An 11515-nucleotide genomic window follows, 5' to 3' on the forward strand; every position below is an offset into this window, starting at 1 on the left:
CGTACCGACGTGGTCGGCATCTTCCCCAACGAAGCGGCCATCTATCGCCTGGTCGGTGCCTTGTTGCTCGAGCAGAACGATGCGTGGGCGCTACCGCGTCGCTACATGACGCTGGAAACCTTGGCCGGCGTCGGCGACAATTCCGTCGTCAGCCTGTCCGCCGTGACCGTCTGATTGGCATGCCAGCCATGCCGGTCGTTGATCTTCTTGAAGTGATCGATGTCGAGGATGAGCAGTGTCGGTGCGGAACCGTGGCGCTGGCTGCGCAACAATTCCTGCGCGAAGCGTTCCATGAAGGCGCGCCGGTTGATGAGGCCGGTCAGGGCGTCGGTCGAGGCCAGCACGCGCAGGTCGGCCTCGATGGCGCTCCTCTGCGCGCTCGTTTCTTCCTGGTAACGGCGCAGCGCGACCTCCCACCAGAACATGCCGCCGGTGATCAGGATGGCGGTGATCGCGAAGCGGGCGGCGAAGGCCACGGAGTAGGCGCTGGTTCCTGTTTCGGGGCCGCCGAGGAGCATGATGGCGGCGGCGATGGCGATGCCCAGGCCTGACCAGACAACGCCCTCGCGCGGCGGCAGAAGCATCACCGAGACCACCGGGAACGCGAAGAACCACAGGGCATGGCTGTGCTCCTCGCCAGAATGCGCGACCAGATAGAGGACCAGCGCCGCGTACGTTGCCATGCCGGGGCGGACCATCCATGTCCGGTGATGGCCGCGCAGCAATGCGGCATAGCTTGCGCAGATGACAACGACGTTGACGACAATCAGCGCCAGCAGATGCCAGGTTCCGCTGCGCAAAGCGGCAATGCCGTAAGCAGCCATGATCGGGATGCCGATGACGAGAAATACCTTGGCGCGCTCATGTGCCTGCAGGAGATTTTCGGCCGGTGTCGCGCGGAACATGGTCGTCAGTGGGTCACCGCAATGGCTGGGTGTGGCGCACCCTGTCCAGCAGCGCCGTCGTGGACCGTTCATGGATGAACGGGATCGAATGCACCGTTCCACCCCAGTCGGCCACTTCCCTGCTGCCGACGATTCTCTCCGGCGGCCAGTCGCCGCCCTTGACGAGGATTTCCGGACGGCATTCGACGATCCGCTGCAGCGGCGTGTCCTCGTCGAACCAGGTGACCAACGAGACGCAGCCGAGCGCGGCGATTACCGCCAGGCGGTCAGCCAGCGTATTCACCGGCCTCTCGTCGCTCTTGCCCTGGCGCCTCACCGAGGCATCGGTGTTGAGCGCAACCACCATGCTGCTGCCAAGGCGCGCCGCCTGCGCCAGATAGGTGACATGGCCGCGGTGCACGATATCGAAGCAGCCATTGGTGAATACCAGAGGGCGCGCCAGGTCGGCGACGCGCGCGGCCAACTGCTGCGGAGGGCAGATTTTCGCTTCGAATTCGGGTGCGGGATAGTCCACTTCGACCAGGTCGCGTGCGGCATCGGAAAGGCTTCCATTCTATAGGGTCTTTCGCGCGACCGGGGCTTTCGCCTGCGGCGAGGGTTACGCCTGTGTCCGTCGCCAAGCTTCGAGCGCCACAAGCGAATGCTCGAGCGAGGCGAGCAGTTCCACACCCGTAACCTCGGGGAGGCGCTTGACGCCGCCACCACCGGCCCACAGTGCCACACCCATTGGCAGGACCGCGCGCAACTGCTGCAGCAGGCCGGGAATCTGGCGTTTCGGGAAGGCGACGGAGAACGAAAGGGCGACGATGTCGGCCCGATGGGCGGCTGCTGCGCGGGCGATTTCGAGCAGCGGCATCTGCGTGCCGAGCGGGATGCACTCGGCGCCTTCCAGTGCGAACAGGGCTTCGGCCATCAGCAAGCCGAGGACGTGCGGCTCGTCCGGCACACTGGTGAGGACGATGCACGGGCTGCGCTTGCCGCCGGGCAGGGTGGCGATCGCCTGGCGCAGGAGGCGCTTGGTCAGTTCGGTGAACAGATGCTCCTCGAAGACCTCGATGCTGCCTTCCTCCCAGGCGGCGCCGACGAGGCGGGTGAACGGGGCGACGGTGTCCTGGACAAACCGTTCCAGCCCCTGGCGGGCGAGCCGCTGCTGCATCGCTTGCTGGTAGGCCACGCTGTCATGCTGCTTGATCAGGGACATCAGGTCGCCGAGTTCCGCGGCCACGCCGGCGCCGGAGGCCGCCCCCGGGGGTTCCGGACGTCGCGGGGCCAACGCGTTCAGCTCGTCGATGGGGGTGGCCAGCAGCTTTCCGGGCCGGTGCCCGGCATCCATCAGGCGCTTGACCAGCCGCAGGCGTTCGACCTGCTCGGCCGGGTAGATGCGTTCGCCGTGGTCGTCGCGACCGGGGACGGGAAAGCCGTAGCGGCGCTCCCAGACGCGCAATACGTCCTTGGACAGGCCAGTGTCGCGTTCGACGGCGGCAATGTTGAATCTCGGATTATTCATAATTGTCCTGAACAAATCTTAGACAAACAGTTGACATTTCGGATTTCGATGCCTATCGTATAGACAAGCAGGAAGTTTGTCCAGAACAAAATTACGAAAGGTTGAACATGGTCAAAGAATTGAAGCGCTCCATGCTGGTCGCGGGACTGCTGACGTTGGGGGTCGTACCGGTGGCTTCCGCCGCCGCATGCCCGCCCTTGCTCAACCACACCTTTCCCGCATTGCAGGACGGAAAGCCGATGCCGCTCTGCCAGTACGCCGGCAGAGTCATCCTGGTGGTCAATACGGCGAGTTTCTGCGGATTCACATCGCAATACGACGGGCTGGAGAAGCTCTATGCCCGGCTGAAGGACAAGGGTCTGGTCGTCCTCGGCTTTCCGTCCAACGACTTCGGCGAGCAGGAGCCAGGCAGCGACAAGGAGATCGCCGACTTCTGCCGCCTGACTTACGGGGTCGAGTTTCCGATGGTCGCCAAGACGACGGTCAAGGGGAAGGACGCCAACCCCTTCCATCTCAAGCTGGCGGAAATCACCGGCAGCAAGCCGAAGTGGAACTTCCACAAGTATCTGATCAACCGCGATGCGTCGCAGATCGTCGCCTACACCAGCTTCACCAAGCCGGACGACCGGGATCTGCTGAAGAAGATCGACGAATTCCTCAAATAAAACGACCGCCCCAACCCTCAAGGAGCCAATGTCATGAACGCACCCGAACACTTCTTCCTGCCCGACGTCCAGTCGGCCGCCGACACACGCCGCCTGGCAATCCAAAACGTCGGCGTCAAGGGACTGCGCTACCCGCTGCAACTGGAAACCGCCAGTGGCGAGGTGCTGAATACCGTCGCCAACCTGACCATGACCGTCGGCCTGCCGCCCGAAGTCAAGGGGACCCACATGTCGCGCTTCGTCGAATTGCTCGAAGGCCGCAGCGGCGCATTGACTCAGGATGGCGCGTTCGCGCTGCTCGCGGACATGCTCCTGCGCCTGGACGCGACGAGCGGCCGCATCGAGATGAGTTTCCCCTACTTCATCCGCAAGACGGCGCCGGTGTCGGGCGTCGAAAGCCTGCTCGACTACGACGCGACGCTGATCATCGACCGTCCGGAAGGGCAGCACGCCGCGCTGGCGCTGCGCGTGACGGCGGCGGTGACCAGCCTCTGCCCGTGCTCCAAGAAGATCTCCGACTATGGCGCCCACAACCAGCGCTCGCACCTCACGCTGGAGGCGAAGCTACGCGCGCCGATGGCGATCGAGGAACTCGTCCGCCTGGCCGAGGAAGAGGCGTCGTGCGAAGTCTTCGGCCTGCTCAAGCGCCCCGACGAAAAATGGGTGACCGAACGCGCCTACGACAACCCGAAGTTCGTCGAGGATCTGGTGCGCGACATCGCGCTGCGCCTGATGAGCGAACCGCGAATCGCCGAGTGGAAGGTCGCCTCGGAGAACTTCGAGTCGATCCACAACCATTCCGCCTACGCCGAACTCTGCGGCGCCAACGAATAGGTGATTGTCATGAGCGACAAACAACGCATCGCCGTCGTCGGCGCCGGCATCTCCGGTCTCGCCACCGCCTGGCTGCTCGGTCGCCGGCACGAGGTGACCCTGTTCGAGTCCGGCAATTACCTCGGCGGTCACACCAACACCGTCGATGTCACGCTCGAAGGCAGGACGCACCCGGTCGACACCGGTTTCCTCGTCTTCAACGAAAAGACCTACCCGAACCTGATCGCGCTGTTCGCCCTGCTCGGTGTCGACAGCGTCGAGACCGAAATGTCCTTCGCGGTCAGCCTGGAGAACCCCGACATCGAATGGTCGGGCAGCAACCTCGCCACCGTCTTCGGACAGAAGCGCAACCTGGTGCGCCCGCAGTTCTGGAGCATGCTCTCCGACATCCTGCGTTTCAACCGCGAAAGTGTCGCCTGGCTGCTCTCGCACCCCGACAACCAGCGCAGCCTTCGTGATTTCCTGAGCGCCGGCCGCTATTCCACGGCGCTCTCCGAGTGGTACCTGCTGCCGATGGCCGCCGCCATCTGGTCCTGCCCGACAGGACAGATGCTCGATACACCGCTCGCCACGTTTGTCCGCTTCTGCCAGAACCACGGCCTGCTGCAGGTTTTCGACCGCCCGCTGTGGCGCACCGTCAAGGGCGGCGGCCGCGAGTACGTGCGACGGATCGCCGACCAGCTCGACGATATCCGCCTCGCCTGCCCGGTGCGCGCCGTGACCCGCGAGGCCACCGGACTGCGCGTGACCCACGGCGGCGGCAGCGAGCATTTCGACCAAGTGGTGATGGCCTGCCACAGTGATCAGGCGCTCGCCATCCTCGGGTTCACCGCCAGCGACGCGCAGCGCGAAGTGCTGGCGGCGATCCGCTATCAGTCCAACCGCGCCGTCCTGCACACCGACCGCGCCCTGCTGCCGCGCGACCAGAAACTGTGGTCGGCCTGGAACTACGCTGCCGGCAGCGGAACACCGGGGACGCAACCGGTGGCGGTTTCCTACCTGATCAACCGCCTGCAGCCGCTGCCCTTCGCGACGTCGGTCGTCGTCACGCTGAACCCGGCGCGCGAGCCAGATCCGGCCACGGTCATCGCCGAATTCGACTACGCCCACCCGATCTTCGACGGTCCCGCCATCGCCGCCCATCAGCAGCTTGCCGAGGTGCAGGGCGAGGGCGGGATCTGGCTGGCGGGTGCCTGGGGCAGCTACGGGTTCCACGAAGACGGCCTCAAGTCGGCGCTGCGCGTCGCCAACGCCATGGGTATCCACGCTCCGTGGCAGGGCGAGGCCGCGATGCCCGTCCGCGAACTGGCGAGCGCCTGAGGTCGCCATGCCTGCCAACGCCCGTCTTCTGATCGGCCAGGTGATGCACCGGCGCCTGCGCCCGGTGGTCAATGCCTTCACCTATCCGGTCTTTTTCGTCCAGTTGCCGGTGGCCGACCTGGCGGCTGCAAATGGCCCGCTTTTCTCGGTCGACCGCAACAACCTGCTCAGTTTCCACCAGAAGGATCACGGGCCGCGCGACGGCTCGCCGCTGTTGCCGTGGATCCGCTCGCAGTTGCGCCGCCACGGCTTGCCCGACGATGGCGAGGTCATGCTGCAGTGCTTCCCGCGGGTGTTCGGCTTCGTCTTCAATCCGGTGAGTTTCTGGTTCTGCCGCAACCGCGACGGCGAGCTGATCGCCGTCCTCGCCGAAGTCAGCAATACCTTCGGCGGCCGCCACTCCTACATGTTGCATAACCCCGACGGCGCACCGTTGCGCGAGGGGCAGACGGTCACGGCGAGCAAAGCGTTCCACGTCTCGCCGTTCTGCGAGGTCGAAGGCGGCTACCGCTTCCGCTTCTTTGTCGAGCGCAAGTGTCCTGTCGTCCGCATCGACTACGACGATGCCGAAGGCGAGCTGCTGCTGACTTCGGTCTCGGGCAAATCGACGGCCTGGTCCACACGCGCCCTGCTCGGCGCCTTGCTGCGCATGCCCCTGCTGACCACCGGCATCGTCTTCCGCATCCACTGGCAGGCGCTCCGGCTCTGGATCAAGGGCGTGCCTTTCGTCGGTGCGCGTTCTTCCCATCAACATCAACCCCTTCAGGAATCAGCCAAATGAACAACACGATGATTATGCGTGGCGGCGACAGTCCGGCGCCCGCTACCCGCCTGGTTCTCGCGCTCCTCGAGCGGATTGCCGGCGGGATGCTCGAAGTGCGCCTGCCCGACGGCTCGCGCCGCCTGTTCGGGTCGGGCAAGCATGGCGTCACCCTGCAGGTGCGTGACGAAGCGATGTTCGGCCAGGTGCTGGCGCGCGGCGACATCGGGCTGGCCGAGGCCTATCTCGACGGCCACTGGGATTCGCCCGACATCACGGGATTGCTGACGCTGCTGACCCGCAACCGGGACGTGCTCAGGAAGGCGGTCTACGGTTCGTGGCGCAACCTGCTCGCGGCGCGCGTGCGCCACTGGCTGAACGGAAACAGCCGGGCCGGCAGCAAACGCAACATCATGGCCCACTACGATCTCGGCAACGATTTCTACCGGTTGTGGCTCGACCCCACCATGAGCTATTCGGCGGCCCTCTACCGCGCGAACGACGGCGGCGACCTGGAAACCGCCCAGCGCGCCAAGTACCGCCGCATCCTGCGCCGCCTGCAGGCCGGTCGGGGGCAGAGCGTCCTCGAAATCGGCTGCGGCTGGGGCGGCTTCGCAGAACTCGCGGTCGCGGAAGGACTGCAGCTCACCGGCCTGACCCTCTCGCCGGCACAGCTCGAATGGGCGCGAAAGCGGGTGCCGCAAGCCGATCTCCGGCTGCAGGACTACCGCGACACGCGCGAGCAGTTCGACCACATCGTTTCGATCGAAATGTTCGAGGCCGTCGGCGAGCGCTGGTGGCCGACCTACTTCCGCACCGTCGCGCGGGCGCTCAAGCCGGGCGGCCGGGCGGTGGTCCAGAGCATCACGATCCGCGACGACCTGTTCGCCGACTACCGCAAGGGCACCGACTTCATCCAGCAATACGTGTTTCCAGGCGGCATGCTGCCGTCGCGCCCGGCATTCCGCGCCGCCGCGGCAAAACAGGGCCTGGCGGTGCGCGGCGAATACGCGTTTGGCGCCGACTACGCGCGCACCCTGGGCGAATGGCGCCGCGCCTTCGAGGCCAACTGGCCGCAGATCGCCGCGCTCGGTTTTGACGAGCAGTTCCGCCGCCTATGGCGTCTTTATCTCGGTTACTGCGAGGCCGGTTTCCTCGCCGGGAGCATCGATGTCGTCCATTTCGAACTCACTCATCACTAGGCGCCGCCTGTTGCTGGCCCTCGCCGCATCCCCGCTGGCGAGCTTCGCCATGACCGGACCGGCGACCGAGACACCCACGGCCGGCTTGCGGCGCTGGGGCAGCGGCGAATTCCGCCGCTTCGGCTTCCTGGTCTACGAGGCGGCACTGTGGGCCGGTGGTGACGATCCGCTGCGTCCGCCGCTGGCGCTCAAGCTGACCTACAAGCGGAATATCAGCGGGCGCGACATCGCCGAAGCCAGCGTCAAGGAGATCCGCAATCTCGGCGTTGCCGACGAGGCGCGACTCAAGGGCTGGGGCGAACGGATGGTCGTGATCTTTCCCGATGTCCGGCCCGGCGACCATATCGTCGGCGTGCAGATGCCCGATGCCGCGCACTTCTACTTCAACGACCGCAGCATCGGGTCGATCGACGATCCCGACTTTGCCCGGGCCTTCTTCGCCATCTGGCTCGATTCCAGAACCAGCGCTCCCGATCTGCGCGCCGCGCTGCTCAAGCGCCAGGGCTCGTGAGGCGATGGCCGCCGGCCGCACTCTCGCCTACGGCTTGCTCGGTCTGCCGCTGGCCTTCGCGGCGCTGCCGATCTATGTCCATGTGCCGCGCTTCTATGCCGAGGTGGCCGGGCTGGAACTCGCACTGCTCGGCGCCATCCTGCTCGGCACGCGGCTGCTCGATGCCGGGATCGATCCGTGGCTGGGCTGGCTTGCCGATCGCGTGCCGCGCCCGACCATGGTGGCGCTGGCCCTCGTGCCCTTCGCCGCCGGCTTCGTCGCCCTGCTCAACCCGCCGGTCGACCACGTGGCACTCTGGCTGGCCGGCTCGCTGGCGCTGACCTACCTCGGCTTTTCGGCCGCCTCGGTCGCCTACCAGGCCTGGGGTGCAGATGTCGGCAGCACTTCCGCCCAGCGCACGCGGTTGACCGCGGCCCGCGAGGGCTTCGGGCTGGTCGGCGTCGTCCTCGCCGCCGCTCTGCCGGCGTTGCTGGCCAGCGATCTCGGCGAAGGGATCAGGCGCCTCTCCTGGGTCCTGCCGCCGTTGCTGCTGATCGCGGCGGTCACGACCTTCAGCCGGGTCGGCGCCGGCCAGCCGGTGCATGCGCCGCGACAGCCGCTGCTGCCCAGCCTGCGCCTGGTCATCAACGACAGTGCCTTCCGCCGCCTGCTCGGCGTCTTCGTCGCCAATGGCATCGCCGCCGCCCTGCCGGCCACGCTGTTCCTCTTCTTCGTCGCCGACGTGCTGGAACTAGAGCGGGCGAGCGGCCCGCTGCTGGCGCTGTATTTCGTCGCCGGCGCCGCCTCGCTGCCGCTCTGGGTCAACCTGTCGGCGCGCTTCGGGCGTGTTCATGCCTGGCTGGCGGCCGTGGGCCTGTCGATCATCGCCTTCGCCGGCGCCAGCCTTCTCGGCGCCGGCGACCTCTGGCCCTTCGCCGCGATCTGCGTCGCTTCCGGGCTGGCGCTCGGTGCCGACCTGGCCCTGCCCGCCGCCATCGCCGCCGATCTCGGCGAGCGGCAGGGGCAGGCCGGTGCCTGCTTCGGTGTCTGGAACTTCGTTGCCAAGCTCAACCTGGCCCTGGCTGCCGGGCTGGCCCTGCCGCTCCTCGCCCTGCTCGGCTACGAGCCGAGCGGTGGCGACGGATTGTCTTCGCTGACTTTCGCCTATGCCCTGTTGCCCCTGGCTTTCAAGGCGCTGGCCGGAGCGCTGCTCTGGCGCTGGCGCCATTCCCTGGAGATCTGACATGAAATTCCTCCTCGTCATTGCCTTCGCCCTTGGCCTGACCGCCTGCGCCTCGAAGGGGGTCGAGCAGTACCGCGCCGAACGGCCGACCCTCGACCTCAAGACCTACCTGAACGGCACGCTCGAAGCCTGGGGCATCTTCCAAGGGCGGGGCGGCGAGGTGCAGAAGCGCTTCCATGTCGTCATCGACGCCCGGTGGACGGGCGATACCGGCGTCCTCGACGAGCATTTCAGCTGGTCGGACGGCACCACTTCGCGCCGCGTGTGGACTCTGACGAAGCAGGCGGATGGCACCTTTCGCGGCACGGCCGACGATGTCGTCGGCGAGGCGATCGGCGAGGTTGCCGGCAATGCCCTGCGCTGGCGTTATGTGCTGGCGCTGCCGGTCGACGGCAAGGTGTACAACGTCGATTTCGACGACTGGATGTTCCTGATGGATGACAAGGTGATGCTGAACCGCTCCTACATGAGCAAGTGGGGCTTCGATCTCGGCGAAGTCACGCTGACCTTCGTCAAGCGATGAACCCGAAACTCATCAACTGGTCCGGCAAGCGCGTCTGGCTGGTCGGCGCGTCCAGCGGGATCGGCGCCGCGCTGGCCGGCGAACTGGCGCGGCGCGGCGCGCGCGTCGCGCTTTCCGCGCGCAGCAAAGACAAGTTGCGCGGGCTGGGCATCGAGGGGGCTTTGCTGCTACCCTGCGACGCCACCGACACGGCCAGCCTGGCGGGCGCGCGCAGGAGCCTGCTCGCGGCCTGGAGCGGCGTCGACCTGGTGATCTACCTGGCTGGCGATTACGTGCCGATGCGCGCCGCAGACTTCGACCTGGCGGTCGCCGAGAAGGTGGTTACCGTCAATTTCAACGCTGCCATGCGCCTCGCCGCGACGGTGTTGCCCGACCTGCCGCCCGGTGGCGGCATCGCCTTCGTCGCCAGTGTCGCCGGCTACCGCGGCCTGCCCAAGGCGCTGGCGTACGGGCCGGGCAAGGCGGCGCTGATCCACTTCGCCGAATGCCTGCATCTCGATCTGGCGCCGCAGGGAATCGGCGTCTGGGTCGTGAATCCCGGCTTCGTCGCCACGCAACTCACCGCGAGGAATGATTTTGCCATGCCCGCCCTGCTGACCCCGGAGGCGGCGGCGCTGGCCACGGTCGACGGCTTGCGGACGGGCAATTTCGAGATCCACTACCCGAAGCGTTTCACCTGCGTCATGAAGTTGCTCGCGCTGCTGCCCTACGGCCTGTATTTTCCGCTGGTCCGCCGCCTGACCGGAAACTGACATGAACCTCGATGCCCTGATCGAATTTTTCCATGGCCTGACGCCGGAAAGCGTCGCCCGCTTCCCCGAGTTCTACAGCGCCGATGCCTGCTTCAAGGATCCATTCAACGAGGTGCGCGGCGTCGCCGCCGTCCAGCGCATCTTCGCCCACATGTTCGAGCAGGTCGGCGAGCCACGCTTCATCGTTACTGAAAAAGTGGTCGATGACGGCGGCGCCATGCTCATCTGGACCTTCAGCTTTCGGGCGGCGCGCTGGGGCGGGGGCGAGACGCAGGTCATCCACGGCGTTTCCCATCTCAGATTCGACGCCGCCGGCAAGGTCAATTACCACCGCGACTACTGGGACGCAGCCGAAGAACTCTACCTGAAGCTTCCCGTTGTCGGCATGCTGATGCGCGGCCTGCGCCGTGCGCTGGCCGCGCCGGCCGCCAACGTCAGCCCCTGATCCGGCGCGTCCACTCCGCGAGCGCCTGCATCTGGCTGCCGATCAGGGCGGCGATCTTTTCGTCGATCAGGTTGCCATCGGCGTCGAAACCGCCGGCAAAGGCGTTGGAGAACACCTCCGGCTTACTCAGCAGGTGCAGGTTGAGGAAGACCTGGCGCAGGTGATACTGGGAGCGTGAGGTCCCCATACCGCCGCCGGCGCCAGCGAGTAGTTGTATTCCGGGCAGGCGAAGACGATGGCGTCGGCGGCCGGGCGGTGGTGACCATGAAAGGGAATGAGGCGCCGGCTGCGCACGCCACGCTGCTCGGCTATCTGATTGATGCCAGTGGCTTCGACCGCTCCTGGCGCGCGCTGCTGTTTGAGTTGCAGCCGATTTAAGGATAGGAGATCCAACCCAACGCCACTTCCGCAAGTGTTCCAGGCTCTGTTAGGCCCTGACAGCAGTCGTGATTTGGGGAAAGCGTGCCGACGGAGCCTGAAAACCCCGCCAGAACCGCAGCACCAGGATGGCCATGATGGCCATGGGTCGCCGCGGTGGCCGACAAGGCCGCCGCGGTGACCCAGGGTGCAAGCGGTCCCTGACGAGCCCGATCGGATCGGATCGTCTTCGTGCGGCCTTTACCAGGCGATGCGCTGATCGAATTGGTAGTCCGGTGCCGGTTGAGCTGACGGGTCGAACTCGCCCTGCTCGGCATCGGTGATCTCCCACAGCGGCGGACCCCAGGCCAACCCCCCGCGTCAGAATAGTTGTCGCCCCGATAGAACCGATGAACAGGGGGCGATGATGGAAGAACGAGTTGGCACGATACGGACAAGCATTCAAGGACAGGGCGGTGGCGAGATTGCTGCCGCCGGAGAGCGCAGCGGTG

14 protein-coding genes and 1 pseudogene are annotated in these 11515 nt (G+C 66.2%); 11 read left to right on the forward strand and 4 right to left on the reverse strand.

Translation table 11 applies throughout. From position 1 onward, the window contains the following. Positions 1-174 (forward strand): transposase (locus JNK99_RS03910; protein ID WP_291848941.1); only part of this gene is annotated, 174 nt, incomplete at its 5' end. Here the strand turns inward: JNK99_RS03910 and JNK99_RS03915 are convergent. The 3 genes from JNK99_RS03915 to JNK99_RS03925 form a co-directional block, all read right to left on the reverse strand. Further along, entirely contained in the window at positions 102-905 is an 804-nt protein-coding gene (locus JNK99_RS03915; protein WP_291848903.1) for a sensor domain-containing diguanylate cyclase, read from the reverse strand. The two genes, JNK99_RS03910 and JNK99_RS03915, sit on opposite strands and share 73 nt — an antisense overlap. A 13-nt stretch (positions 906-918) precedes the next feature. After that, positions 919-1419: an adenylyltransferase/cytidyltransferase family protein gene (locus JNK99_RS03920; protein ID WP_291848906.1), complete on the reverse strand. Its 501-nt coding sequence runs from the start codon at positions 1417-1419 to the stop codon at positions 919-921. 84 nt (positions 1420-1503) lie between these two features. Then, positions 1504-2412: a MerR family transcriptional regulator gene (locus JNK99_RS03925; protein WP_291848909.1), complete on the reverse strand. Its 909-nt coding sequence runs from the start codon at positions 2410-2412 to the stop codon at positions 1504-1506. Between the two features lie 107 nt (positions 2413-2519). On the opposite strand from JNK99_RS03925, the gene JNK99_RS03930 reads away from it, so the two are divergent. From JNK99_RS03930 to JNK99_RS03975, 10 genes are read left to right on the forward strand one after another with little or no spacing between them, the layout of a single operon-like run. Then, complete coding sequence (locus tag JNK99_RS03930; RefSeq protein ID WP_291848912.1) at positions 2520-3077, forward strand: glutathione peroxidase; 558 nt, start codon at positions 2520-2522, stop codon at positions 3075-3077. Between the two features lie 33 nt (positions 3078-3110). Then, positions 3111-3911 (forward strand): GTP cyclohydrolase FolE2, encoded by an 801-nt coding sequence (folE2, locus tag JNK99_RS03935; RefSeq protein WP_291848915.1) that lies wholly within the window; start codon positions 3111-3113, stop codon positions 3909-3911. 9 nt (positions 3912-3920) lie between these two features. Next, entirely contained in the window at positions 3921-5231 is a 1311-nt protein-coding gene (locus JNK99_RS03940; protein ID WP_291848918.1) for an FAD-dependent oxidoreductase, read from the forward strand. 7 nt (positions 5232-5238) lie between these two features. Further along, positions 5239-6012, forward strand: a complete 774-nt coding sequence (locus JNK99_RS03945; RefSeq protein WP_291848922.1) for a DUF1365 domain-containing protein — start codon at positions 5239-5241, stop codon at positions 6010-6012. Continuing rightward, the gene (locus tag JNK99_RS03950; protein WP_291848925.1) at positions 6009-7193 is read left to right on the forward strand and encodes a cyclopropane-fatty-acyl-phospholipid synthase family protein; all 1185 of its coding nucleotides are present in this window, start codon (positions 6009-6011) and stop codon (positions 7191-7193) included. Before JNK99_RS03945 ends, JNK99_RS03950 begins: the two co-directional genes overlap by 4 nt. 49 nt (positions 7194-7242) lie before the next feature. Then, positions 7243-7704 (forward strand): chalcone isomerase family protein, encoded by a 462-nt coding sequence (locus tag JNK99_RS03955; protein WP_291848928.1) that lies wholly within the window; start codon positions 7243-7245, stop codon positions 7702-7704. A 4-nt stretch (positions 7705-7708) separates the two neighbouring features. Next, the gene (locus tag JNK99_RS03960; protein WP_291848931.1) at positions 7709-8926 is read left to right on the forward strand and encodes an MFS transporter; all 1218 of its coding nucleotides are present in this window, start codon (positions 7709-7711) and stop codon (positions 8924-8926) included. A 1-nt stretch (position 8927) separates the two neighbouring features. Then, entirely contained in the window at positions 8928-9449 is a 522-nt protein-coding gene (locus JNK99_RS03965; protein WP_291848934.1) for a DUF3833 domain-containing protein, read from the forward strand. Then, on the forward strand, positions 9446-10201 hold the full coding sequence (locus JNK99_RS03970; protein ID WP_291848936.1) for an SDR family NAD(P)-dependent oxidoreductase: 756 nt from the start codon (positions 9446-9448) through the stop codon (positions 10199-10201). The genes JNK99_RS03965 and JNK99_RS03970 overlap by 4 nt, the downstream gene beginning before the upstream one ends. Position 10202: 1 nt before the next feature. Then, a complete protein-coding gene (locus JNK99_RS03975) occupies positions 10203-10646 on the forward strand; it encodes a nuclear transport factor 2 family protein (protein WP_291848939.1) in 444 nt (147 codons plus the stop codon). On the opposite strand, the pseudogene JNK99_RS03980 reads toward JNK99_RS03975, so the two are convergent. Continuing rightward, positions 10636-10892: pseudogene (locus JNK99_RS03980) on the reverse strand (NAD(P)H-dependent oxidoreductase); the annotation flags it as partial. The gene JNK99_RS03975 and the pseudogene JNK99_RS03980 sit on opposite strands and share 11 nt — an antisense overlap. Positions 10893-11515 lie beyond the last annotated feature (623 nt).

It is taken from the genome of Accumulibacter sp., assembly GCF_016789985.1.
Lineage (GTDB): Bacteria > Pseudomonadota > Gammaproteobacteria > Burkholderiales > Rhodocyclaceae > Accumulibacter.